Annotated in this window: 19 protein-coding genes and 5 pseudogenes; 19 read left to right on the forward strand and 5 right to left on the reverse strand. The window is 58.4% G+C overall.

Features of this window, described 5'->3' with window-relative positions; all coding sequences use genetic code 11:
• The first annotated feature begins 10 nt into the window (after positions 1-10).
• The 11 genes and pseudogenes from ASB66_RS21065 to ASB66_RS21115 all read left to right on the forward strand — a co-directional run bounded on the left by ASB66_RS21065 (position 11) and on the right by ASB66_RS21115 (position 12,311).
• Entirely contained in the window at positions 11-418 is a 408-nt protein-coding gene (locus tag ASB66_RS21065) for a nuclear transport factor 2 family protein (RefSeq protein WP_060716711.1), read from the forward strand.
• Between the two features lie 37 nt (positions 419-455).
• The gene (gstA, locus tag ASB66_RS21070; RefSeq protein WP_060716691.1) at positions 456-1,058 is read left to right on the forward strand and encodes a glutathione transferase GstA; all 603 of its coding nucleotides are present in this window, start codon (positions 456-458) and stop codon (positions 1,056-1,058) included.
• A 192-nt stretch (positions 1,059-1,250) separates the two neighbouring features.
• Positions 1,251-2,150, forward strand: a complete 900-nt coding sequence (locus ASB66_RS21075; protein ID WP_060716690.1) for a VOC family protein — start codon at positions 1,251-1,253, stop codon at positions 2,148-2,150.
• A gap of 58 nt (positions 2,151-2,208) precedes the next feature.
• Positions 2,209-3,765, forward strand: coding sequence for a bifunctional 3-(3-hydroxy-phenyl)propionate/3-hydroxycinnamic acid hydroxylase MhpA (mhpA, locus tag ASB66_RS21080; RefSeq protein WP_071207463.1), 1,557 nt, complete (start codon positions 2,209-2,211; stop codon positions 3,763-3,765).
• Complete coding sequence (locus ASB66_RS21085) at positions 3,743-4,897, forward strand: MFS transporter (RefSeq protein WP_158544230.1); 1,155 nt, start codon at positions 3,743-3,745, stop codon at positions 4,895-4,897. The genes mhpA and ASB66_RS21085 overlap by 23 nt, the downstream gene beginning before the upstream one ends.
• 36 nt (positions 4,898-4,933) lie before the next feature.
• Positions 4,934-5,827: an acetoacetate decarboxylase family protein gene (locus ASB66_RS21090; RefSeq protein ID WP_060716687.1), complete on the forward strand. Its 894-nt coding sequence runs from the start codon at positions 4,934-4,936 to the stop codon at positions 5,825-5,827.
• A gap of 13 nt (positions 5,828-5,840) precedes the next feature.
• Complete coding sequence (locus tag ASB66_RS21095; RefSeq protein WP_060716686.1) at positions 5,841-6,689, forward strand: fumarylacetoacetate hydrolase family protein; 849 nt, start codon at positions 5,841-5,843, stop codon at positions 6,687-6,689.
• A gap of 11 nt (positions 6,690-6,700) precedes the next feature.
• Positions 6,701-8,146 carry an aldehyde dehydrogenase gene (locus ASB66_RS21100; RefSeq protein ID WP_060716685.1) on the forward strand — a complete coding sequence of 482 codons (1,446 nt, stop codon included), beginning with the start codon at positions 6,701-6,703 and terminating at the stop codon, positions 8,144-8,146.
• A gap of 185 nt (positions 8,147-8,331) precedes the next feature.
• Positions 8,332-9,050, forward strand: a pseudogene (locus tag ASB66_RS21105) (CoA transferase subunit A).
• A gap of 1 nt (position 9,051) precedes the next feature.
• A pseudogene (locus ASB66_RS21110) lies at positions 9,052-9,731 on the forward strand (3-oxoacid CoA-transferase subunit B).
• A 354-nt stretch (positions 9,732-10,085) separates the two neighbouring features.
• Entirely contained in the window at positions 10,086-12,311 is a 2,226-nt protein-coding gene (locus ASB66_RS21115) for a methyl-accepting chemotaxis protein (protein ID WP_060716684.1), read from the forward strand.
• 179 nt (positions 12,312-12,490) lie between these two features.
• Here the strand turns inward: ASB66_RS21115 and ASB66_RS21120 are convergent, their stop codons facing one another.
• Both ASB66_RS21120 and ASB66_RS27175 read right to left on the reverse strand, forming a co-directional pair.
• Positions 12,491-13,495 carry a Bug family tripartite tricarboxylate transporter substrate binding protein gene (locus ASB66_RS21120; protein ID WP_060716683.1) on the reverse strand — a complete coding sequence of 335 codons (1,005 nt, stop codon included), beginning with the start codon at positions 13,493-13,495 and terminating at the stop codon, positions 12,491-12,493.
• Between the two features lie 21 nt (positions 13,496-13,516).
• Complete coding sequence (locus ASB66_RS27175; RefSeq protein ID WP_114386924.1) at positions 13,517-14,185, reverse strand: amidohydrolase family protein; 669 nt, start codon at positions 14,183-14,185, stop codon at positions 13,517-13,519.
• Here ASB66_RS27175 and istA point away from each other — a divergent pair.
• The 6 genes and pseudogenes from istA (at position 14,132) to ASB66_RS21150 (ending at position 19,983) form a co-directional block, all read left to right on the forward strand.
• On the forward strand, positions 14,132-15,661 hold the full coding sequence (istA, locus tag ASB66_RS21130; RefSeq protein ID WP_081088932.1) for an IS21 family transposase: 1,530 nt from the start codon (positions 14,132-14,134) through the stop codon (positions 15,659-15,661). The genes ASB66_RS27175 and istA overlap by 54 nt on opposite strands.
• A gap of 12 nt (positions 15,662-15,673) precedes the next feature.
• Positions 15,674-16,324, forward strand: a pseudogene (gene istB / locus ASB66_RS21135) (IS21-like element helper ATPase IstB); the annotation flags it as partial.
• A gap of 22 nt (positions 16,325-16,346) precedes the next feature.
• Complete coding sequence (locus tag ASB66_RS27180; RefSeq protein ID WP_420094380.1) at positions 16,347-16,826, forward strand: DUF5372 family protein; 480 nt, start codon at positions 16,347-16,349, stop codon at positions 16,824-16,826.
• The gene (locus ASB66_RS21140) at positions 16,820-18,925 is read left to right on the forward strand and encodes a recombinase family protein (protein ID WP_060716681.1); all 2,106 of its coding nucleotides are present in this window, start codon (positions 16,820-16,822) and stop codon (positions 18,923-18,925) included. Before ASB66_RS27180 ends, ASB66_RS21140 begins: the two co-directional genes overlap by 7 nt.
• 1 nt (position 18,926) lies before the next feature.
• A pseudogene (locus ASB66_RS21145) lies at positions 18,927-19,085 on the forward strand (ATP-binding protein); the annotation flags it as partial.
• Positions 19,086-19,368: 283 nt separating this feature from the next.
• Positions 19,369-19,983 (forward strand): LysE family translocator, encoded by a 615-nt coding sequence (locus ASB66_RS21150; RefSeq protein ID WP_060716680.1) that lies wholly within the window; start codon positions 19,369-19,371, stop codon positions 19,981-19,983.
• Positions 19,984-20,126: 143 nt separating this feature from the next.
• Here ASB66_RS21150 and ASB66_RS26840 read toward each other — a convergent pair whose 3' ends face one another.
• Together ASB66_RS26840 and ASB66_RS26845 are read right to left on the reverse strand one after the other, a co-directional pair.
• Complete coding sequence (locus tag ASB66_RS26840) at positions 20,127-21,269, reverse strand: transposase (RefSeq protein WP_234625143.1); 1,143 nt, start codon at positions 21,267-21,269, stop codon at positions 20,127-20,129.
• The gene (locus ASB66_RS26845; RefSeq protein WP_234625144.1) at positions 21,167-21,649 is read right to left on the reverse strand and encodes a transposase; all 483 of its coding nucleotides are present in this window, start codon (positions 21,647-21,649) and stop codon (positions 21,167-21,169) included. Before ASB66_RS26845 ends, ASB66_RS26840 begins: the two co-directional genes overlap by 103 nt.
• A gap of 63 nt (positions 21,650-21,712) precedes the next feature.
• On the opposite strand from ASB66_RS26845, the gene ASB66_RS21160 reads away from it, so the two are divergent.
• Together ASB66_RS21160 and ASB66_RS21165 are read left to right on the forward strand one after the other, a co-directional pair.
• The gene (locus ASB66_RS21160; RefSeq protein ID WP_060716679.1) at positions 21,713-22,471 is read left to right on the forward strand and encodes a hypothetical protein; all 759 of its coding nucleotides are present in this window, start codon (positions 21,713-21,715) and stop codon (positions 22,469-22,471) included.
• Between the two features lie 182 nt (positions 22,472-22,653).
• Positions 22,654-23,719 (forward strand): annotated as a pseudogene (locus ASB66_RS21165) (IS5 family transposase).
• Here ASB66_RS21165 and ASB66_RS21170 read toward each other — a convergent pair.
• Positions 23,683-24,060: a DUF2867 domain-containing protein gene (locus ASB66_RS21170; protein ID WP_081088931.1), complete on the reverse strand. Its 378-nt coding sequence runs from the start codon at positions 24,058-24,060 to the stop codon at positions 23,683-23,685. The pseudogene ASB66_RS21165 and the gene ASB66_RS21170 overlap by 37 nt on opposite strands.
• Positions 24,061-24,226: the final 166 nt, after the last annotated feature.

Here is a 24,226-nt window from a genome sequence, read left to right on the forward strand (position 1 = left end):
GGACAATGTCATGGAACATGAAAACAAAGAACAGCTGGAACGCAACAAGCATCTGGTTCGGGAATTCTATCGTCGGGTCTTCGATGGTCAGAACCCTGATGCCGCGAAGGACTTCGTGACTGAGGACTACCGCCAGCACTGCGACCATATACCCAGCGGTCTGTCTGGGCTCGAAGGTTTCGTGAGGACGATTTTCCCGAATGGGCCGGTGCCAGAACCCGCCGAGATGCTTATTCCTCCGGCATTCATCGTCGCCGAAGGAGACATGGTTGTTGTCGCTGCCTGTTTACCTCAACCTGAACCGGACGGCAGCGGCAAAACCTACGATTATTTCATTTTCGATGCCTTCCGCGTTCGTGGCGATAGGCTTTCCGAGCACTGGAGCAGTGTGAACAAGATCGCACCCCCCAAGCATTGATACCATGCACAACAGCCTCGATTGGGAGTAGCAACATATGAAGCTTTACCAAGTCCCCGGAACCTGCTCGACCGCATCACGGATCGTTCTGGAGGAGGTAGCCATTCCGGTCGATCTCGTGGACGTCGATCTGCAGACCAAGAACCTGCGGGACGGAACGAGCTATCTCGACGTCAATCCCATAGGACAGGTTCCGGCGCTCCTTCTCGACAGCGGCGAGGTCCTTACCGAAGGCGCGGTGATCATGCAGTATGTCGCCGACCAGGCACCGGCTTCCGGGCTTTTGCCGCCACCGGGCGATTTCAACCGCTATCGTGTGCTCGAATGGACGAACTACATCGCAACCGAGTTGCACAAGACCTTCTCGCCGCTCAATCGGCCCAACACGCCGGTGGAATATCGCGACTTGACCAAAACGACCTTCCTGCCCCGGGTTTTCGGTGTCATCGACACTCGTCTCGCCAGTAGCCCTTATCTGGCCGGGGAAGCGTTCACGATCGCCGACGCCTACGCGTTTGTGGTGCTGGGCTGGGCGAAGAGAGCCGAACTCGATCTCTCGGCCTGGCCGGCAATCGTCGCTTATTTGAAGCGCATCGGCGAGCGTCCCTCCGTCAGAAAGGTACTGAACGCGGCGACCTGAGGCCCGACAAAATTCCGGGCGGCGAGCCGCGTGGCTCGCGACCCGCCTACATGCAGACCGAACCTGCGTGTCCGAACATCTCCGGCAAGGTTGTGGTCTCCGCATAGCAGGGTGGGGGAGGGGTGTCTTGCGGACTCGAACGCGAAGAAGCACCACGGGAAAAAATTCATTCATTCAAGAGAAGGAACCGGAATGACATACCTAATTCGACAGATGGGACATGTGGTCATCTCTTCGCCCGATCCGGTCGGCGCTGCCAAGGACCTTTGTGACGTCGTCGGTCTTCGCATCACCGAGCAGGAAGATGACACGGTTTATCTCTCAAGCAACGACCGCCACCACGAAGTGACCTACGTCAAGGGGGACGGCAAGGCGGTGGCCTGCGGGCTGGAGGCCGCCAGCGCCGACGCGGTCGACGAAGTCAAGCGGAGAGCCCTGTCCGATGGCCTCACCGTGCTCGACGACACACCGCTCGGCAAGCACTACGATAAGGCCGTTCGCCTGATCGCGCCGGGAGGCAGTATCTTCGAGGTGCATACGCCGATCACTCGCAATCAGCCACGTCGTTATAACTATTCGACGCCCGGTGCACGGCCCCGCCGCATCGAACATATCAACTCATTTGCGCCGGATACCCAGGCCTTCGGCGAGTTTTGCGAGAAGGTGCTTGGCATGAAGCTGTCGGACCAGACCGGAGAAGATGGCCTGCGTTGGTACCGAGCCGAGGACGGATTTCACCACACCATCGCCATGGGGCCGGGGGAGAGCGGCCTTCACCATTACGCCTTCGATCTCCACTCGCTCGAGGATCTGGCGGCAATCGCCGACAATCTCACCCTTAAGGACAGGGCGCTGGTCTGGGGCCCGGGGCGGCACGGCGCCGGCGGCAACATCTTCACCTACTACGCCGACCCGCATGGCTGCCTGGTCGAAAATTCGATTGAGCTGGACCGTATCGATAATGACGCAACCTACGAGCCACGCACCTGGGACATTTCCGAAGGTCTGGCCGGTCGCTGGCTCAATCTGTGGGGCACACCTCCCACACCGGAGTTCCTACGTCCGGGCATCGCCTTCGACCCGGATTTCTGAGCGTCCGGCTTTCAGAAGCGGTCGCCGGTTGTTCATGCGCGGTTGAGGGAGGAAAGTCATGACAGAATACGATGTCATCATTATCGGCTATGGACCGACAGGCAAGGTACTTGCCCGGCAGCTTGTCGACGTCGGGCACACTGTGGCGGTCGTGGAGCGCTGGCCGCAGACCTATCCGTTGCCGCGTGCGATCGGCTACGACCACGAGATAAAGCGCATTTTCCACGCTCTTGGCATAGCCAGCGAAGTCGCCGCCATCTCCCGGGAGATGGGTCATTACGTCTGGTACAATGAAGACTGGAAAGCGCTGATCGATATCGACGAGACCCGGGAATCGATCTCCGGCGGCCCGACCGGATATACGTTCAACCAGCCCGACCTTGAACAGATCCTTCATGAGGATCTTCTGCACCGCGACGGGATCTCCTATCACCTCGGCATGGAGGCCGTCGCAGCACACGACGCAGAAGATCATATTGTGGTCGAGCTGGCCCGCTTCGACGCGCAGACCCTGACCATCGATCATTCAGAAACACTAACGCTGACCGGCAGCTATCTGGTTGGCTGCGACGGAGCCAACAGCTTCGTACGCAAGATGATGGATGTATCCGTCATCGACCATGGGTTCGACGAATCCTGGCTCGTCGTCGACGTTAGGCCACACGATCTGGATAAGCTTTCGATTCCCAATGCGGCCCAGTGGTGCAACCCGGCACGCCCCACCACGATCGTGCCAAGCGGGGTGCGCAACAGACGCTGGGAATTCATGCTTCGCTCCGACGAATCGCCCACGCAGATGTGCGAAGCCGACAAGGTTTGGGAACTTTTATCCCCGTGGCTTTCACAAGAAGACGGCGAGCTCATCCGCAGCGCGAGCTATCGATTCCGCTCGCTGGTTGCGGGTGGCTGGCGGAAGGGCCGGATGCTGATTGCCGGTGATGCCGCCCATCTCATGCCACCCTTCATGGGCCAAGGCATGTGCGCCGGGCTGCGCGACGTCTGGAATCTCGGTTGGAAGCTCAATCGGGTCCTCGACGGTTCCGCGCCAGAAAACCTGCTCGACACCTACGAAGCCGAGCGTTCTCCCCACGTGGACGCCGTCATCAGAATCTCGATGGCGATGGGACAGGTGATTTGCGTCCCCAATCCCGAAGCAGCTCGCCGCAGGGATGAGGCCTTTTTTGCCGGAAACCTGCCGCCACCGCCGGCTTTCCCGCCGTTGTCCGGTGGCATCATAGCGCGAGACGGTGATGGTAAGCCCATCGGCGGTGCCGGTGAACTTCTCCCGCATGATGATCTGGCGCGCGGCGGGATTCGGGTTCGTCTCGATGATCTGGTCGGCCGGGATTTGGTACTGGTCACACGCATTGCGGTCGATGACGGGCGACTGGAAAGACTTGGCATCCGCCAAGTCTTTCTCGGCGAAGCCGGCTGGCGGGATGTCAACGGGCGCCTCGCACGTTGGCTCGACAGCCGTGGTGCTGTCGCCTACCTCGCGCGACCTGATTTTTACGCTTTCGGCACTGCTGCCAATACCGATGAGGTCGACACCTTGCTTGAGACCTTTGAATGCATGGTGGGGGGAAGAGAGCATGTTCTCAATGAAATCGCATAGCGCCACCATCGCGCTGATATTTGGTCATATCGCCGGGATGATCGATCTTGCGGGCTTGCCGGTCTGGGTCGGGACGCTCTCGGCCGGCTTCGGGTTCGGGAACACGCATGCCGGCGGACTGGTTACCGCATTCCTGCTCGGCGTCGTGCTGGCAAGCCTCTGGGTAGCGCGCATGTTCCACAAACTCCCCGGCCATTTGCTGGCGCCGGGTGGCTACGGCGCAAGTGCAGTCTGCTTCGTTTTGATGTCGCAGCTTCCGCCGGAGTTTGGAACCTTCCTCGCCCTGCATACACTCGCCGGTATGGCCACGGGAGCGGCGCTTTCGTCAACGCATGGAACAATGGGACGGACGGCAAATCCTTTGCGGATCTTTGCGCTCTGCTCGGCCGGATTCGGCGTCTTCGCGCTCGTATTCCTCGGGACCGCGCCAGCGGTGATCGCCCAAAGCGGGCCTCCAACCTTTTTTATGATCCTTGCCGCGATCATGGGAACGGCGGCGCTTGTGACGTCGATGTTCTTCCCCAAGCAGCAGGCGGGGACGGACGTCCAGCACTATACGGCCGCTCGCATCCCTGCCACCGCTTGGCTTGTAACCATTGGAGTGATGCTGATGAACTTCGTCCAGGCCCTGACCTTTTCCTATGTGGAAAGGATCGGCATGGCGAGGGGCTACGGCGAGGGAGAGGTTCAGACAGTCCTCCTGTCGATCGGGATCGTCAATATGTTCCCGGGATTGATCGCCGCTGCTCTCCAGAAGCGGTTACCGCCGCTTGTAGTTGGCATTGCCGGCGCCGCCGTTCAGGCTCTTCTTTCCGTTCTCATCACCGGGTCGAACGATTTCCTGCTGTATGCGGTGCCATCGCTCTTCTTCGCTGCGGTTATGATCTTCACCCACACCTTTCTGTTTGGCTTCCTCGCCAAGGTCGATCCCTCCGCTCGGGCTGCGGCCGCGACGCCTGCGATGACGATGGCGGGCTCTGCGATCGCGCCTCTCCTCGGTGGCGTCCTGTCGGATGTGATCGGCTACCATGCCATTGGCCTAACGGCCGCCGTGGTCGCCTGCGTGACCGTGGCGCTGTTCGCCCGGGCCCATCTGTCCACGCGCGTGATCCAGCAGGCCGGGACAACGTGACATTTACTGACTAGACGCTTTCAAGGAGATCAAAACATGGGCTTCACACCAAACCCCGATCATCGCTACCGAATGCCTGCGGTTTTCGGGCCGGCGGTAGGTCCCCGCCAAAGGCCAGGCGGCGGCATGTGGTCACCGGAAGAAACCGGCACGATGAATGCGGAGTGGATGGCGATCACATATCGCACCGACCCCGAGAAGCTGGCGGCTCTTCTTCCACCCGGCATGAGCTTGCGGGGCGAACCACTGCTCAGCGTTTCCTGCGCCTGGTTCAAAAACCTCTACTGGCTCGCCGGCCGAGGTTACGGCATTCTGTCGCTTGATTTTCCGGTTGCTTATCAGGGCAAAACCGAGACCCTTGATGGCTCTTTCTGCCCGGTGATCTGGGAGGGCCAACCTGAGGCGATCCTGACCGGCCGCGACGAGATGGGCTTCCCGAAACTCTTTTGCGACATGCCCGAAATTGCCTGGGATCGCAAAAAGGGTACGGCTTCTTGCGAGACGTCCTGGTTCGGCTTCAAGTTCTTCGATATCGCGCTCACGGATATGGTCGAAGATGATGCACCACCGAGCCTGCCCGGTTCGGGCGGTGGCGCGGCCATGTACTATAAATATGTGCCCCGCACGAACCCGCGGAAGGGGGGTGGCGCCGACGTCGCCTATGTCACCACACCGGCGCCGCGGCCAGGCGAAGGCCGTCCCGACGCCATCAGTTTCGAGGGCTACGACTTCAAGCGGTGGAGGGCCAACGGCAGCTTCAATTGGCACCGCGCCACGTTCGAGCAGCTCCCGACGACCTTTCACATCGTCAACACCATTGCAGACCTCCCATGTCTCGAAATCGTCAGAACCGAGATGGTCGCCTTTTCGGGCCCTGGCATCGGTGTATCCGTAAACAGCATCCGGCCGGTCGAACCGGCGACTGAGTAAACAGGAAAAAGATATGAAACTTGCCAGATTTGCGGTCGAAGGAAAAATCAGGCTCGGGAGGGTCGAAGGCGACTATGTCTTCGATCTCACGAATGTCGCGCCAGACCTGAATGGCTCCATGAAGCTCTTGATCGAAAGGTTGCACGAACTGCGATCTGCCATTCAGTCCGTGAATGCGCCCTGTTTCCAGCTATCCGAAGTACGTTTGCTTGCGCCGATCGATGATCCCCGCAAGTTTCTGGCCATCGGGATGAACTACAAGGCTCATGCGGAGGAGGCTGCCGCCGCGGGGATTCCGACACCGAAGTCGCAACTCTGGTTCAACAAGCAGGTCACCTGCATCAATGGACCCTTCGACGACGTCGTGATCCCGAACGTCTCCGGAAAAGTCGACTACGAGGCAGAACTGGGTTTCGTCATCGGAAGACGGTGCCGGCATGTCAGCCGCGAGGACGCCCGATCCGTTATTGCTGGCTATTTCGTCGCAAACGACGTCACGGCACGTGACTGGCAGTTCCGCTCGCCCACCTATACACTCGGCAAGAGCTTTGACACGCATGGTCCGATCGGTCCATGGATCACCACCGACGATGAGATCGCTGATCCTCACGGTTTGACCCTTACCCTCTCCCTCAATGGTGAAGAGCGCCAGCGGACGTCGACCGGCGACATGATCTACAACATCTGGGATCAAATCGCCTACCTCTCAACCGTTATGACCCTCGAACCGGGCGATATCATCGCAACCGGAACGCCGTCGAACGTAGGAATTGCGACAGAAACGTTCATGAAGCCGGGGGACGTCGTGCGGGTGGAGGTCAGCGGCCTCGGTGCAATCGAAAACCACTTTGTCGCCGAATGAGGAGAAACGACATGAACGTAGATCTTTTGATTTCCGGAAGCAGCGTGCTCGCGTCACAAAACAAGACGTTCCAGCGGTTTAACCCCTATAATAACGAGGTCGCTTCAGTTGTAGCCGCCGGCTCACCGGAAGACGCGATCGCCGCGGTGCGCGCTGCACACCGGGCCTTTCCCGCTTGGTCTGCAAAAGGTCCGCATGAGCGACGAAAGCTCCTTCTCAAGGCGGCGGACCTTATGGAGCAGCGCTCCGGTGATTTCATCGCGGCTACGACTGAGGAAACAGGTGCGACTGGACCTTGGGGCTCCTTCAACGTTGGAGTTGCTGCGAAGATGCTGCGAGAGGCGGCATCAATGACGACCCAGGTTACCGGGGAAATCATCCCCAGCGAGAAGCCCGGCAGCATGGCAATGGCTGTCCGCCAGGCCGTTGGTGTGTGTGTTGGCATCGCTCCCTGGAATGCCCCGGTCATTCTCGGTACGCGCGCAATCGCCACGCCTTTGGCCTGCGGCAATACGGTGGTGCTCAAGGCATCCGAGATGTGCCCCCGAACCCATCGGATGATTGGCGAGGTGCTGAATGACGCAGGAATTCCTGCAGGTGTTGTGAATGTCATAACGAATGCTCCCGAGGATGCCGCCCGCGTCGTCGAAGCGCTTGTTCGGGCGCCGGAGGTGAAGAGGGTGAATTTCACCGGTTCGACGCGCGTCGGCCGGATCATCGCAAAGCTGTGCGCGGAGGAGCTCAAGCCTTGCTTGCTGGAACTTGGTGGCAAAGCACCATTCATTGTCCTCGACGATGCTGATGTCGAGAGCGCGGTCAACGGTGCGGCATTCGGGGCTTTCATGAACATGGGCCAGATATGCATGTCGACGGAGCGCATCATCGTCGTCGAAAGCATAGCTGACCAGTTTACGAAGGCGCTTGCTGAGAAGGCCGGTAAACTGCCTGCGGGTGACCCCAGCGGCCCGAATGTTCTCGGGGCATTGGTGAGTCTCGAGGCTGCGTTGAAGATGGACGCAATCATTGCGGACGCCTTGGACAAGGGCGCTCAGATCGTTGCCGGCGGCAGACGGAATGGCGCCGTGGTCGAAGCAACAGTCCTCGATCATGTCACCCCGGCGATGCGGATATATAGCGAGGAGTCCTTTGGACCCGTCAAACCGATCATCCGTGTGAAGGATGCGGAGGAAGCTGTCGCAATCGCAAACGACACTGAATATGGTCTTGCCGCTTCGCTTTATACGAACGATGTCACGGCCGGCTTGAGACTCGCGGCGCGGATAAAATCCGGCATTTGCCATATCAACGGACCGACAGTTGCCGATGAGCCGCAGATGCCTTTCGGGGGCGTCAAGGAATCAGGCTGGGGACGGTTCGGTGGCAAAGCCGCGATCTCGGAGTTCACCGACCTTCGGTGGATCACCATCGAAGATCCGAAGCAAGGCTATCCATTCTGATTGAACCAGACTGCATTCCACCTGTTTGCTCGGGCCGGCGCCTGGCCCGCATCGCGCAGGCTGTCGGACTATTTGCCGGCCGACCGGGACGGCTTGGCGGCCGAGACCTCGCTGAGCCGGACCCAAGCCACCCGCTATTGACGTTGTTTCGGTCGCAAAGGTGCCGCCGAGAACCGGAGAGGGAGATGAAAAAAGTCGTTGCAAATCCACAGGAAGCTCTGACCGAGATATTGTTCGATGGAATGACAATTATGGCCTGCGGCTTCGGTGTCTGCGGTATTCCCACCGTCCTTATCGAGGCAATCCGTCAATCGGGCGTGAAGGACCTCACAGTTATCTCGAACAATGCCGGCATCGACAATTTCGGACTGGGCATCCTGCTGGAAAGCCGTCAAATCCGAAAGATGATCTCCTCCTATGTCGGGGAGAACAAGCTGTTTGCCGCACAGTTCCTGTCTGGCGCACTCGAACTGGAATTTAACCCGCACGGAACATTAGCCGAACGGATTCGAGCAGGCGGTGCCGGAATTCCTGGGTTCTACACGAAGACAGGCGTTCGGACGGTCGTTGCTGAGGGCAAGGAAACGCGAATGTTCGGCGACGGCGAGTATATTTTTTGGGGACCAGCCTGACCGCGGACCTCGCTATCTTCCATGCGTTTAAAGGGGACACTGAGGGTAACCTCGTCTATCGAAAAACCGTGAGAAATTTCAATCCGGTGATGGCGATCGCGGCTAAAATGACCATTGCCCAGGTTGAGCACCTTGTGCCCGCGGGGATCATTGATCCTGACGGCGTCCATACATCCGGCATCTACGTACGGAGGATACTGCAGGTGCCGAATCCTGAAAAGCGGATCGAGCAACGGACGGTTCGGCCCAAACCACACCAGGCGCTTGCCTGAGATAGCGTGGTCCAGCGAACAGATGGCTGCGCGAGCCGCGCGTGAGCTAAAAAGGCGGCTTCTACGTGAATTTGATAATCTGTATACCCACTCGTGGCAAACTTCATACCCCAAGGCATGCAGGTGACGCTCCAGAGCGAGAACCGAATGCTTGGGATGGGGCCATTTCCCATCGACGGAGAAGAAGATGCCGATTTGATCAATGCCGGCAAGCAAACCATCACAGAGGCGCCGAACACCAGTTACTTTTCGTCAGCGGAGAGCTTTGCAATGATCCGGGGCGGTTATATCGACCCGTCCATTCTTGGCGCGATGCAAGTTTCCGAACAGGGCGATCTGGCCGATTGGATGATTCCGGGAAAGATGGTGAAAGGCATGGGTGGCGCCATGGATCTCGTTGCCGGCGTTGAGCGCGTGATCGTATCAATGGAACACCAGGCTGGTGGCGAGCCCAAGCTACTCGGTGAGTGCACGCTACCACTCACAGGGCGTCGGGTTGCCGATCTGGTTATCACTGATCTCGGCGTGTTCGAAATCGATCGAAAGGGTAAAACGGGGATGTGCCTGATCGAATTGGCACAAGATGTGTCCTTGGCCGAAATCCGATCGAAGACGCCCGCGTCGTTCGGCGTCCGCCTTACTCCAGAAAGTCCGTTTAGTCTGTTCGGTCGGAACTCGTGAAAAGCTCTACTCGGCACTACCGCAACACGCACCCAGGTCATGTTTTGGCCAAAGAGTTGAACGGTGCCGACTGTGAACGAGCCGACCGGCACGGAGATCCTTCGCTGCCTCGTCCGCGACAAATACAGGTCGCAAGTCGGAGGAGCGATCACGACAACTCACTTAAGCGCGACACGAGCCTCGTCACCGGCCTCAGACTTGGCTAGGGCCGATTGACGTTCATGACCGAGCGCTCCGCGTCTTGAGGTAGAGCCATGCGGACATTCGTCGCTGTGCGCATGGCTTCGGCCGGCTGTGTTAGCACAGTTTTATCTTTTCGATGCGAAGCTGTACCACGGACGAATGGGGGTATTCATGCTGTCGATCAGGAACGTTCTCACAACGGTGTTTTTGCTGTTCAGCCTGGCGCTGTGTATTCTTTGCGGCGGCGCGCTGAACGCTTCCTATTCCAGTTTCCGCACCTACAGCACCGTATCTGCCTACACGGCCGTCAACCGCGCCGTTTTCGATGTCCTTCTTGGTTACCGGCTGGAGCGTGGCCACAGCGTGACGGTTCTCGAAGCGACAATCGAGCAGGGACGCGCTCGGCTTCAGGATGTCCCTGTCGACCGGGCGATGGTCGATCAAGGCATGGCGGATCTTAGAAAGGTCGAAGCGGGCATACAATCCGCCGAACTGGCCGGTTCCTTGAAGAGGATCAATGATTTCTATAAGGAGAACGAGACGCTCCGCAAACGGGCCGACGCACAGTTTTCCACCGAACTCGCCCTGCGGGATCAGGCTGTAGGCAAGGCCTATACGAGCTTCGGCCAAGAATTCCTGAAGGAACTTGAAGCTGCCTCTGCCATCACGGAGAGTAATATCCGCTCGCTCGACAACATGCTTGTCGATCTGTTGCAGATCCGCGCCGGCGCATGGGCCACCCGCGCAGCCGTCGGTGCGGCTTCCATCGTTCTGAACAAGGCGGCTACCACTCAACAGCCTCTCGCTTCAGACGATCTTGTAACGTTGATGACGCAGAATGGCCGGTCCTTCGCGAATTGGGATCAAGTTCGCAATCTTGTCGATCATCCCACAACCGACCGATCGCTGAAGGACAGCTTCAACACGGCGGACAACACCTACTTCAAGGGCCCTCTATGGGACCTTCGCAACTCGATGCATGCGGATCTCTTCAACGGCCGCGGTGCAAAAGTCGCCCTGAAGGACTGGCTGCCTGCGAGCAGCAAGGGTCAGGCCAGCGTGGCGGACGTCGCCCTGGTTGCGATGAAACTCCTCGATGAGAAGGCCCAGGGTCTGGCTCAATCCGCTCTCATGGGTGTCGCACTATACTTGGCCATCCTTCTGGGCGCGATCGGCATGACGATCGTGGGAATGTTCATCGTCATCCGGCGCGTGGCCATCCCTATCACGCGCCTGACCGAATGCATGAATAGCCTTGCGCAGGGAAATCGCGACGTGATCGTTCCCGGCGGAAAAAGGACCGACGAGATCGGCGGCATGGCGCGATCGGTCGAGGTGTTCCGGCGAGCCGCCATCAGAAACTCGGAACTGGAAGCGGAAGCCATCGAGAACAACCGCAAAGCGGAGGCCGAACGTCTGGCAATCGAGGAACGCGCCGCGGCCGAAGCGGAAATCCGCCTCAACAAGGCCACCGGTGCGCTGGCCGCGGGGCTCAGAAAATTAGCCTCGGGCGATATGCTGTGCGAAATCAACGAGGAATTTGCGCCCCAGTTCGAAGCGCTGAGACAGGATTTCAACTCGTCCGTTGCTCAACTGAGGGAGGTGTTGCTGGCTGTTGCCGATTCGTCCGGCAACGTCCATGGAGGTTCCGGCGAAATCTCTAACGCATCAAGCGATCTTGCGAAGCGAACGGAAAGCCAGGCGGCTTCGCTGGAGGAAACGGCGGCCGCGCTGGAAGAGATTACAGTGAACGTCCAGACGACGTCCGTTCGCACTGCCGAGGCTCGCGATCTTGTCCAGGGCGCGCGGAAAAAGGCCGATCATTCGGGCGAAGTGGTTGGAAACGCCGTCGATGCCATGGGGCGGATCGAGCAGTCTTCGAGGCAGATCATCCAAATCATCAGCGTCATCGACGAGATCGCCTTTCAGACCAATCTCCTTGCCTTGAATGCCGGGGTAGAAGCTGCCCGGGCCGGGGAGGCGGGAAAGGGCTTCGCCGTCGTTGCGCAGGAGGTTCGTGAACTCGCTCAGCGTTCGGCGCGTGCAGCCAAGGAAATTAAGACGCTCATCACGAATTCCGAAATAGCCGTTTCGGAAGGCGTGAAACTTGTCGGCGACACGGGCAGAGGGCTTGCCGATATCGTTGATCTCATCCAAGCGATAAACCAGCATATGGACGCCATAAGCACTGCCGCGAGGGAACAGGCCTCAGGATTGAAGGAGGTCAACTCCGCCGTGAATCACATGGATCAGGCAACGCAGCAGAACGCAGCCATGGTCGAAGAGATGAACGCCGCAAGCCTCGGCCTTGCGCAAGAATCAGAGAAACTCACGCAGTTGCTTTCAACATTCCGCACCTCCGGGGGCTCTGCCGAAAGAACACGTCGGGCGGCGTAAGTTCTCGGCTACGATTGCGGGACCCCATACCGAGAACGCGAGCGTGATTTTGGTTCCGAAGCGCCGGGCCTTGTGGTTCCCGCTCCAAACCTATTGGACCGGTAGGAGTTCTGTGGGCCCTTAAATCGGGTAATCTCTTTTGATGGCCGAGCTCGCAAATCTAACACATTGCAGCTGAGCTAGTTTTGTTGTTCAGGTTTCAGGAATTTCGACCAGGCAGCGATCTCTCTATTTACCAGGTCCTGCATGTAATCGCCAGACCGGTGATCGTCGGGCGGCAGGCTTGCTCCGATCGTACCCAGCTTTTCACGGACATTGTTTTGCGCCAGAGAATTCTGCAGAGCCGCGTTTAAGGTTTTCACGACTGCCTCTGGGGTGCCGACTGGAACAAAAAGGCCCGTCCAAGTTTCCGTCAGAAACTCGGGCAGTCCTGCTTCGGCACTGGTGGGAGCATCCGGAAGGACGGGGGAACGCTTTTGTGCGGCAATCGCCAATATGCGAATGCTTCCTGCCTTTGCTATAGGTGCCGCCGAGGCCAACAGGTCGCATCCTCCGGCTATTCTTCCTCCAAGCACATCGGTGATCGTCTGCCCGAACCCCTTATACGCGATGAGGTTGGGCTCTACGCCAATGAGCTTGAACAACATCACACACGCGACGTGGGAAGCAGCTCCGATACCGCCATGTCCCATGGCCGGCGCGCCTTTCGCGCTTTTCGCGTGATCGATGAATTCCTCCAGGTTCTTTGCCGGGAAATCCTTGCCGACGTAGATGACGTTCGGGCTGGTAGAGACCAGCCCAAGATATTTGAGATCCTTGCGTGGATCGTACTGCAGCGATCGATTGATCGTCACCGCCGCCGCCAGCGTCCCCATGTGCCCGAGCCCAATCGTGTAGCCGTCCGGTTCGGCCTTTGCAACCCGCGCCGTCCCGATCGCTCCGCCCGCACCGCCAACGTTCTCGACGAGAACATTCTGGCCGAGATGCCTTGACATTGCTTCTGCGATCACGCGTCCCGTCGCGTCTGCCGCGCCCCCGGCATTGAAGGGTACCACCATAGTGATCGGCTTCTCCGGGAAGTTTTGAGCACTGACGGCGGTGCTGTTCGCAATGCAGCCCAGCATCGAGAACGCGGTAAAACACAACATCTTGGGCAATATTTTGCTATTCAGCGTGTTGAGCATAGTTTTCTCCTCTCCAAAACGTCACTTTCGCGTGCTCGGGTCATCAACGAATACGTGTGGGAAACCCGTAGAGATTGGCGGGATTTCTCCACATGATATCTTCGATCGTATGCGGCGAGCCGACGGCTTCAACAAATCGCTCCACAAGACCCGAACAAGATAACGGGCGCCACGGGAGGGGACATCCGGCCCGAAGTGGCTTTCATGCGGAGGGGGGTGTGGCCAGTCACTACCCCATACGCATCGGCTGGGACAGCGATCAATCAAGGCTGAAAGCCAGTCCGGATCTGGTTCGATATTCAACGGCCGATCCGGCCTTCTATAAGGCGACGACAGTTTCACCCAGATGTGTTCTGCTTCAAGAAGGCGCAGCAATGCCCTTCCCTTTTCATCTGATGGACGGGCCTGCCCGTAAAGACCATAATGATCGATGACTGTCGGAATGCAAATTCCGAGACAATCCGCCCCCTGATTCCGAAATGATCTCGCCCCTCCATTCCGAGAAATAGTCGCCCCCTTGTTCCGAGATGATGCCGCCCCCTTTGGCAGGGATGTGGTGTGGGAGTTCTGCCGGTGTGAAGTTCCTTCCGTCGATGTTGACGAGGAAGGAACGGGATGCCTGCGGAGAGACTGGAGATGCGGCGTGTCCGCGAGATACTGAGATATCGTTTCGAACAAGGACTGGGCCACAAATCGATTGCGGTTCGGGTCGGGGCAGCACCGTCGACGGTGCGCGAGACGCTGCGGCGGGCAACGGTTGCGGGTCTTTCGTGGCCGTTGGATGATGACGTGAGCGATGCCGTCCTGGAGGCGGCGCTTTACAAGGCGGCCGGGACGAAGACGGGTCATCGTCGCGCGCCGGAGCCGGACTGGGCGCAGGTCCATCGCGAGCTGAAGCGCAAGCACGTGACGCTGCAAATTCTCTGGGACGAATACATGAGCCGTTATCCCGACGGCTACCGCTACAGCCGGTATTGTGACCTCTATCGCGGCTGGGCGCTGAAGCTGCCGGTGACGATGCGGCAAGATCATGCTGCCGGCGACAAGCTGTTCGTCGATTATGCCGGCGACACGGTCACGGTCGTCGTTGATCGACTGTCGGGCAAGACGCGGCAGGCGCATTTGTTCGTGGCGGTCCTGGGAGCGTCCAGCCTTTCGTTTGCGCAGGCGCGCTGGACAGAGACACTACCCGATTGGATTGAATGCCATGTCCAGGCGCTGGAGTTTTTTGGTGGTGCGCCAGCCTTACTGGTTCCCGACAATGCCAAAGTGGCGATCATCAAGGCATGCCACTTTGATCCCCAGGTCAACAGGACCTATAGCGCAATGGCGGCGCACTATGGGAGCGCCGTCCTTCCGACGCGGCCGAGACGCCCTCGCGACAAGGCGAAAGTGGAGGCTGCGGTTCGTATTGTCGAGCGGTGGCTGCTGGGTCGCCTGCGCCATCGGACCTTCTACAGTCTGGCCGAGGTCAATGCGGCGATCGCCGACTTGCTTTGCGACCTCAACGATAAACGTGTCCTGCGCCGGGTTGGCGTTACCCGTCGTCAACTGTTCGAAGAGCTTGATCGTCCGGCTTTGCGGCCCTTGCCTGTCGAGCGCTATGTCTTTGCCGAATGGCGCGTCCGGCGTGCCGGGCTGGATTATCACGTCGAGATCGAACGGCATTATTATTCGGTTCCCTATCGCTTTGCCCGCGAGCAAGTAGAGGCGCGCATCACCGCCAATACGATCGAGATATTCCACAAGGGCGCGCGGATTGCCGCTCACCGCCGCTCGAGCGGTAACGGCAAGCACACGACCATCCCCGATCATATGCCCTCGGCGCATCGTCGGTTCGCCGACTGGACGATCGAACGCATTCGACGCGAAGCCTCAGCCATGGGGCCGGATGTCGACCTGTTGTGCGAGCGCATCCTTGCCGACCGGCCGCATCCCGAGCAGGGCTTTCGCGCCTGCCTTGGGATTATCCGCCTTAACAAGAGCTTCGGCCGCGACAGGGTCAATGCCGCTTGCGCCCGAGCGCTGGAGATCGGGGCCCGGACCTATGGTTCGGTGCGCTCCATCCTCGACAACGACCTCGACCGGACGGCGAGCTCGAATAGATCCGCCTCGCACGAACCGATCCACCACGAGAACATCCGCGGACCTCGCTATTACCACTAAGGAGAACGAAGAATGCTTGCTCATCCAACACTTGATCGACTGAACGCCATGGGCTTGGCCGGCATGGCCAAAGCCTTCGGCGAACTCGTCGCCAACGGCGAGGCCGAACATCTCTCGCATGCCGAATGGCTCGGATTGCTGCTCGAGCGGGAATGGAGTTCCCGTTACGACCGCAAACTTGCGGCGCGTCTCAGGTTCGCCAAGCTTCGTCATCAGGCGACCCCGGAAGATGTCGATTATCGCGCCGACCGCGGCCTCGACCGTGCGCTCTTCATGAAGCTGCTCGGGGGCGACTGGATCGGTGCTCACGACAATCTGGCCATATGCGGACCCTCGGGCGTCGGAAAGAGCTGGCTGGCTTGCGCTCTCGGTCACAAGGCTTGCCGTGACGATCGTTCCGTTCTCTATCAGCGGGTCCCACGACTCTTTGCCCAGCTCGCGCTCGCCCGCGGCGACGGCCGATACGCTCGTCTGCAACGCACCCTGGGTCATGTCCAGCTCCTGATATTGGACGACTGGGGCCTCGAGCCGCTCAACGAGCAAGCCCGTCACGATCTGCTGGAAATCCTCGAGGACCGCTACGGCCGTCGTTCGACGATCATCACCAGCCAACTCCCCATATCCGCCTGGCACGGTGTCATCGGTGAGCCAAGCATCGCAGACTGCCGCTATTATCGACGGGGTGGTGCATTATGTAACCATCATTGACCCGCGCCACGGCCTTGCGGGTCAGCGTCTTGAGCTGGTGTCAGTCCAATCCGGACGCGGGCTGGCATTTGTTGTTGTGCGATTACCTGACGGACGCCGCCGTTCCATTCGCCGGTCGGTCACCGACCTTGTAACCGCTTCGCCTGACGCGCGGAGCGAGTTGGAGTCGGCGCCTCGCATCAGCGTTCGAACCCTGCTCACATTGATGCGCCATTTAGACAGCATGGTAACCTCCCGTTCCAAGGAGGTGATTCGCGATGACCGTGCAATCGAATCCGTACCGGTATCGTGTAGCGTCTCAGTCCCTCGTAAAGCTTCTGACCCCCAATACGACACTCCCGCATCCGTGGCCCGATCTGCCGCCAGAAACGCAGAAACAAATCGCTCAAAAGTTTGCACCCCTGTTGATGCGGATGCGGTCGATCCGCTCGTCGGCAAAGGTGGATCGACATGCTGAGAGCGACGAATAGCCCGGACGAGCGTATCACTGCCGAGCATCGCGGCAAGCTCGCCTACATTTATGTCCGCCAGTCTTCTGTAAATCAGGTGCGGCATCATCAGGAAAGCACGCAGCTTCAGTATCGTCTCGTCGAGCGTGCCGTCGGCCTTGGCTGGCCACATGAACGCGTGCACGTCATAGATGACGATCTGGGCAAATCCGGTTCGGGCAGCGTTGAGCGAGAGGGCTTCAAGAAGTTGATCGCGGAGATCGGGCTGGGCAATGCTGGGCTTGTCATCAGCCTCGACGCCTCCCGGCTCGCCCGCAACAATCGTGATTGGCATCAACTCCTTGATCTGTGCGCATTGTTCGGCGTTATTATCGCCGACGGAGAACGGCTCTACGACCCTTGCGCTTACCACGACCGCCTGTTGCTCGGCCTATCTGGCATCATGAGCGAAGCGGAGCTGCACCAGATCAGGCAGCGCCTTCATCAGGGTGAGCGCCAGAAAGCGGCACGCGGCGAATTGCGGCTTTGCCTTCCTGCTGGATTGGCTCATGACCGCTCGGGCCAGATCACTCTCAATCCCGACGAGGAAGTGCAGGCAAGGCTCGACCTCGTCTTCGGCAAGTTCCGCGAATTAGGAAGCGCGCGGGCTGTGATGCGCTATCTGCGAAAGGAGAATTTGCCGCTACCAATACGCCCGCTGCGTGGTCCGGCGCCGCACGAAGTCGTGTGGCAAGAGGCCACCAACCCACGCGTGCTCAGCATTCTCCATAATCCCGGCTATGCTGGAGCCTATGTCTATGGTCGGCGGCGGCAAACTGGCGGGCGCATTCGTCAGGACGTGTATCGGCCGCGGACGGCCAAGGTGCCCATCGAAGACTGGGAGGTCTGTTTGCAAGCTGCCCATCCTGGTTACATCGGCTGGGAGGAGTTCATGGACAACCAACGACGACTGGAGAACAACATCAACCACTACGAAGCCGGCCATACGGGAGCGCCACGCAAGGGCGCCGCACTGCTGCAGGGCATCGCTGTTTGCGGGCGGTGCGGTCGGCGGATGAGTTTGCGCTATAGCGGCCCTGCAGGGAACTATCCCGTTTACACATGCCGTGCCGATCGCGGTCACGACGGAGGGCCGTTATGTCAGGAGGTACGCGCTCTGCCCGTCGACGCACGCATCGAAGGCATTCTACTCGAGGCTCTGGCCCCGGACAGGATCGCTATTGCCATCGCCGCACTGGGTCAGATCGAAGAGGAAGCACACCAGCTTGAGCGTCAATGGGCATTGCGGCGTGAACGGGCGCGCTACGAGGCGGAAAGAGCCCGACGCCAATACGACGCAGTCGAACCCGAGAACCGCCTGGTGGCCCGGTCGCTGGAGCGAGCATGGGAAGAGAAGCTACGTGCAGCCGAGGCCATCGAGCAGGACTATGAACGGTGGCGCTCCGACGAGCCCCTCGTCCTGAGCGAGGCAGATCGCGACGGGTTACTGGCGCTCGGGGAGAACCTGCCTGGCATTTGGCGTGCCCCATCGACCACGGCGGCCGAGCGAAAGAGCATCCTGCGCCTCATCATCTGCGAGGTCGTTCTCGACCAGAAACGGCTGCAAGGACAGGTCTGGATCAAGATCCTGTGGCAAACGGGAGCGACAAGCGAGCACTCTGTCCAAAGGCACGTTCATACCTATGGCGACTATATCGATGTCGATAAATTACGAGCGCGCGTGGCGGAGCTGAACGCTGCTGGCAAAATGGATAAGGAAATCGCCTCATCGCTAAACTCGGAAGGCTTTCTTGCGGCACGGAATTGCGCCTTCAAGGGTGAGAATGTCTGGCTCTTGCGCAGGCGTTGGGGCATTCCAACCGTCAAAATCAACGGCACGAGCTCCAATCCCGTCAGGTGGCCGGACGGAACCTACTCCGTTCAAGGGGCAGCCGCGGCCTTGGGCATCACACCACAGGTCATCTTCGATTATCTCGCCCGCGGATGGCTCAAGGGACACCAACACGCCAAGGGCCAGCCATGGCAGATCGAATTGACGCAGGACCAGATCGACATCCTGCGCGCTCGCGCTCAACGCAATAGACGATCGAGGAAACAGGCATCATGAAATCATTGGTGACGCCAAGATGACGACCGCTCTACTCGATCGTTTGACCCATCGTTGCCATATCCTGGAAACCGGGAACGACAGCTTCCGCTTCAAAGCCAGCTCGGCCGCAGCAGCACACAAGAGAGGAGAAAAAGCCAATCCCTTGACCAAAGCCTGATCAGAAAACCATATTCAGAGGTGGCTCACTTCTCGGTGGAAAAACCGGCTCAGTTCCGCGTGGAAACCAACAATAGGCGGTTTCAACGATATGACGGCGTTTTTCGGCAGCGTCGGCGCGCAGTGGCATGGCAAAACCTAAGTGATACAGATCAGTATCACTTGCGCAGAACCTGAGCATTGGTCAATGTGCGATCGCGAGGATTTCGCTCCTACCCACTTCCGCATGGGGAAAAACCGCGTATTCTGAAAGCCCGTAAGCAATCAAGACTTTCGGGGGTTCCATGGATATTTCGACCTTATTCGCGTTCGCAGCGGCCTTCTTCGTGTTTGCCGCCAGTCCCGGCCCGGACAATATGACGATCGTCGCTCGTACGATTTCACAAGGCGCGGCCTCTGGCATTGCCTACGGGGCAGGAACTGTCGTCGGCATCCTGCTTTTCCTGGCGCTGGCCGCGTTCGGCCTCTCGATCATTGCCGCCGAAATGGGGATCGTCATGGCAATCCTGCGCTATGTCGGCGCGGCCTGTCTGATCTGGATGGGCATCAAGCTTTGGACGGTCGAACCTACCGTGCCAGAGCTGCAACCTGTTTCCGAGCGGCGTGGACTACTGGCGGTCTTCGCGACCGGTATTGCCCTCAACCTCGGCAATCCGAAAATGCCGCTGTTCTACGTGGCGCTGCTACCGAACGTGGTCGGCTCGTCCCTGGCCCCCGGCGACATCGGGGCTCTGGCGGCTGTCATCCTCGCTGTCGAGATAGTTGTAATCGGAGGGCATGTTACCCTCGCCGGCAGAGCTCGCAAGCTTCTCCGGACGCCAACCGTAGTCCGCCGCGTGAACCGGACAGCCGGGGGAGTCATGGTAGGTGTTGGCGTTGCGGTTGTAGCGTCGAGGTAGACCGACAAATTGTCGCAAAAGTTGGTCGCAAAACTCAGACTTCTACGTCTGAGTTTTGCGACAGAAATTTCCCTTAAAATTCAGGGGCCGTCGATCTGTCGCAAATGTTCGGCAGACCGTCCCAAAACTCTGCGGATAGCTAATTATCTGTACCTGTTGGCGCGGGGCGCTATGGAACGCAAAATCTCATAATCTCGATCCCGAGAGAGGAATGCGAAGCGTTTCCCCGGTATGTCGGACTTTCTGAGTTCAAAATTGACGAATATCGGCCCCTCACGCCGGAACAGCGGCGATGAGGCCGGGAACGCCGACGAGAGTGATGGCTCTTCTAATATTATAGGCATCATAAAAGCACCGTGGCACATCCATTGCTTTATCGTTGGGAATGGATGCTCGACGCTTTCACGTCGCCGGTCGAGAACGTTAGGTCTCGCCGTCAAGCGTGCCGCCATGCGATCAAGGACGGCCTCGTTCTCAAGTCGGGAGACGCGGCGATAGGGGTTGTTCGTGCAGCGTGGCTTTAGGGCGCAGCCCTTGCAAGCGTCCCTGTTGCAATAGTCGAACTTCACGTTCTCGCGTGACTTGCTCTCGTAGCGTGGGTAGAGAACCTGCTCGGCCGGGCAGATATAGACATCCTTGTGCGGGTCGTAGCGGAACGCCTCCTTGGTGAAGAAGCCCTCGCGTGCGGCCGGTCCGCGGATCGGCTTGGGAATATAGGCACTGATGCCGGCCTTCTCACAAGCCTCGATGTCCTCGATCTTGAAGTAGCCGCGATCGGCCACCGCCTCTATTTTGTCAACGCCGAGCGTTTCCATGGCAGCTTCGACCGTCGTCGCCAACAAACCTATGTCGAGGACCTGGTTGCACACTTCCTGTTCGACGATCAGCTTGTGCTTCACATCCACGGCAAGCTGGATATTGTAGCCGACGCCGACCTTCGTCATGCGGGCCATGGCGCGAGCTTCCGGATCTGTCACCGAGATCTGGTCCTCGCCGGTTTTGTCTAGTTCATCCAGTAGCGCCTTATGGCGATCGCGCTTGCCTTTGATGGCCGCGATCTTCTCCGCAAGTTTGCCATCGCCGCGACCAGATCCATTGCCCAGCTTCTTTTCGTCGATGTCACTTTCATCGAGCCACTTCATGTAATCGAAAAGCTTCTCGTCGGCCTCGGTGATGAACTTGGTCACTGCGCCACGGGTGAAGTTGCGATCCTTGTTGTTGACCGCTTTGATCCTCGTGCCATCGACCGCCAGAAGTTCTTTTCCGAACAAGTCGAGCTGCGGCATAGGATGACGAATTCCCGGAAGACCTGCCGGAATGCGGACCAGTTGATCCTGCGGAAGGCGGCGATGCTGCGAAAATCCGGCTTCAGGTGGCGCAGAAGCCAAATCACCTCGATGTTGCGATGAGCCTCGGCCTCCAGCCTCCGGCTCGACCGCACCCTATTGAGATAGCCGTAGATGTATATTTTAAGCAAATCCGACGGATCGTATCCAGGACGGCCGGTGTCTTTCGCCGCCACCCGCACAAACCCGGCGGCAACAAGATCCAGCCCTTCAACGAACGCCTCGATGAAGCGAACCGGGTTATCGGGACCAATATAATCCTCAACTGCTTCCGGTAGAAGCAGCATCTGCGAGCGATCAACTCCTGATAAATGTGCCATGGCAAATTCTATCATGGCCCGCTACTCTGAGGAATCCCCGATGGCGGCCTTGGAGACAATTGCGTGTTTGAAGACCAGTCATTTAGCATCAAGGTTGATCAGATCGAATGCCACGTATTCGGTATCTTTCAGCTTTCCGAGACTGTCGAGGAAACAAGGAAGGCAAGTTGGGAAGCTCTTCTCATAAAGAACCCCGCCGCCTTCGACGGAGCTTTGCTACGTATGGCGGATCATCGAATTGATGACGGCAGGTTAATTGTCGCTGCAAATAGCACGTCGTTTTCTGCCTGTGTGGCAACACGTCATCCCGGATTTGGTGACAAGTATCCGCACGCGGCCCGAGCTGATCCGCTCGGAATGACTGCTGTTGTCTTGACAGCAGACGATTGTATCATCGTCACCAAGAGAAGCCTCATGGCGGATCAAAATCCTGGGGGGCTCTATTTTATCGGAGGATATGCCGAACCCTGTAAAGGCTCCGACACGGTCGATCTTTTCGAGGAAGCTGCTCGCGAGATCGCAGAGGAAATTGCTGTACTTGATCTTACCCGATCTGCATCGTTCGCAATTGGCCTCGCTTATGATCCCGTATTCTGCCACCCAGAACTATTCCTGTTGATGGTGAGCAAATCGACAGCCGCTGATGTTTTAGAAGGCGCTCAAAGTGCGCCAGATCGAAATGAGGCCGCTCAACTCCTTGCGTATCCAATGATCGACGTTCTTGATGAGGACGGGCCATTGGCAATGGCGCCTAAAACATGGAGCTTCATCAAAGCCAGAAATTTTCTTGCACAGCATTTACTGGCAAGTGATGCTATTTAGAGTTTTCGGACAGTCTGTAGGAGTTGTGTAAAACCATTCTTGCTGAAGCCGACACCTTCGCATCCAGCATTTTTTCAGGCGCTTGAGATCACGACCGACAATTAGCTGGACACCTCTAAAAACCTCCCCTTTTTTCGGGATTCGTGATTCACTTCGGCTGTGTGATTTGCAGGGAGCGGATGATGCGGGGACAGCCAGGGTTCTGGGATTTGGACGAACGTTACGAGCGGCTGAGTGCCGTTGGTGATCCTCTGGAAAAGCTCAACGCGATCATTCCCTGGCCTGTGTTCGAGAAGCCGCTCGCCAAGTCGCTGAAGCGATCTGATGGGTCGAAGGGCGGTCGCCCTGCTTTCCCGTCAGTGCTGATGTTCAAGATCCTGGTGTTGCAGGCGCTTTACAATCTCTCCGATGATCAGGCCGAGTTCGTTATCCAGGACCGATTGTCTGTCGGAGAAGGTGCCGGACGCCAAGACGATCTGGCTGTTCCGCGAAAGCCTGGTGCGCGCCGGTGCCATCGATAACCTGTTCGCACGCTTCGACAAGCACCTTTCACGTTCGGGCTATCTGGCCAAGGGCGGGCAGATCGTTGACGCGACGATCATCCAGGCTCCCAAGCAGCACAATAGCCAGGATGAGAAGGCCGCGATCAAGGCTGGTGAGGTCCCGGACGAGTGGAAGGACAAACCCGCCAAGCTCGCGCAGAAGGACCGCGACGCGCGCTGGACGGTGAAGTATTCCAAGGCCAAGCAACCGACGGAAACACCGACAACGGCCGCGACCAAGCAGCATGACATTGCCATCTCGATGTTCGGCTACAAAAATCATGCGGGGATTGATCGGGTGCACGGCTTCATCCGGGGGTGGACGGTAACGAGTGCGAGCGCCCATGACGGGGCCCAACTCCGCTATGTCGTGACAAAGGACAACACAGCCTCGACCGTCTGGGCCGATAGCGCCTATCGGTCGAAGACCAACGAGGAGTGGCTGGAAAAGAACGGACTGAAGTCGGACATTCACCAGAGGAAACCGAAGGGCCGCCCCATGCCCGAGGCTATGTCGCGGGCCAATGGCCACCGCTCGAAAGTTCGCTCCGCCGTCGAGCATGTCTTTGCCAGGCAGAAGGACAAGATGAAGCTCTTCATCCGCACCATTGGTATCAGCACGGCAAAGGTGAAGATCGGCGTGGCCAATATCGCCTACAACATGCTCCGCTATGTCTGCCTGACCGGAAAACCGCAGATGGCGTGATGCTCGTTGGCCGAAAGGCCGGAATGCAAGCCGCCAAGGCGGCAATTATCACCCAAAACTAACAGGTCGCTTGCCGAATTCACCGCCGAAATGGCTTTGTCAGCTCTTGCAACCGTCCCATGCCGGTAAATAGAGGTGTCCAGCTTATGAACAGGTCCGACCGGCAACATGTAAATGCGGCCAAAGGTATTATGCGTGACGACAGACGATGTGATTGTAAGCACCCAATCTACGATCGAAAGGCAGAGCGTCACGTCCAAGTGCCGATTGACCTCTGCACGCGTCGGAATGTCAGCGATACCAGCTTGACAGAGCGTTCTCCGACAAGCAGCCGAGGCCATTGGGAAGACTCCCGTCCACTGTCAGTCCTGTAAACTATCCAAGTCTCATAAGCCCATGCAATCCTAACCTAAAACCCTAATTGCGGGATCCTTCCGGTACTGATAGATCAGTACCTGTTGCTCAATAATCAGAGGAACTGTTTCCACTCAAATTCTTGGCTCAGAT

It is taken from the genome of Gillisella vitis, from assembly GCF_001541345.2.
Classification (GTDB): domain Bacteria; phylum Pseudomonadota; class Alphaproteobacteria; order Rhizobiales; family Rhizobiaceae; genus Allorhizobium; species Allorhizobium vitis.

Excerpts from the sequence above, each read along its gene's own strand:
- ASB66_RS21065 (WP_060716711.1), top strand. The coding sequence starts at position 11 with ATGGAACATGAAAACAAAGAACAGCTGGAACGCAACAAGCATCTGGTT.
- gstA (WP_060716691.1), top strand. The coding sequence starts at position 456 with ATGAAGCTTTACCAAGTCCCCGGAACCTGCTCGACCGCATCACGGATC.
- ASB66_RS21075 (WP_060716690.1), top strand. The coding sequence starts at position 1,251 with ATGACATACCTAATTCGACAGATGGGACATGTGGTCATCTCTTCGCCC.
- mhpA (WP_071207463.1), top strand. The coding sequence starts at position 2,209 with ATGACAGAATACGATGTCATCATTATCGGCTATGGACCGACAGGCAAG.
- ASB66_RS21085 (WP_158544230.1), top strand. The coding sequence starts at position 3,743 with ATGTTCTCAATGAAATCGCATAGCGCCACCATCGCGCTGATATTTGGT.
- ASB66_RS21090 (WP_060716687.1), top strand. The coding sequence starts at position 4,934 with ATGGGCTTCACACCAAACCCCGATCATCGCTACCGAATGCCTGCGGTT.
- ASB66_RS21095 (WP_060716686.1), top strand. The coding sequence starts at position 5,841 with ATGAAACTTGCCAGATTTGCGGTCGAAGGAAAAATCAGGCTCGGGAGG.
- ASB66_RS21100 (WP_060716685.1), top strand. The coding sequence starts at position 6,701 with ATGAACGTAGATCTTTTGATTTCCGGAAGCAGCGTGCTCGCGTCACAA.
- ASB66_RS21115 (WP_060716684.1), top strand. The coding sequence starts at position 10,086 with ATGCTGTCGATCAGGAACGTTCTCACAACGGTGTTTTTGCTGTTCAGC.
- ASB66_RS21120 (WP_060716683.1), bottom strand. The coding sequence starts at position 13,495 with ATGCTCAACACGCTGAATAGCAAAATATTGCCCAAGATGTTGTGTTTT.
- istA (WP_081088932.1), top strand. The coding sequence starts at position 14,132 with ATGCGGCGTGTCCGCGAGATACTGAGATATCGTTTCGAACAAGGACTG.
- ASB66_RS21140 (WP_060716681.1), top strand. The coding sequence starts at position 16,820 with ATGCTGAGAGCGACGAATAGCCCGGACGAGCGTATCACTGCCGAGCAT.
- ASB66_RS21150 (WP_060716680.1), top strand. The coding sequence starts at position 19,369 with ATGGATATTTCGACCTTATTCGCGTTCGCAGCGGCCTTCTTCGTGTTT.
- ASB66_RS26840 (WP_234625143.1), bottom strand. The coding sequence starts at position 21,269 with ATGCCGCAGCTCGACTTGTTCGGAAAAGAACTTCTGGCGGTCGATGGC.
- ASB66_RS26845 (WP_234625144.1), bottom strand. The coding sequence starts at position 21,649 with ATGGCACATTTATCAGGAGTTGATCGCTCGCAGATGCTGCTTCTACCG.
- ASB66_RS21170 (WP_081088931.1), bottom strand. The coding sequence starts at position 24,060 with ATGGCCTCGGCTGCTTGTCGGAGAACGCTCTGTCAAGCTGGTATCGCT.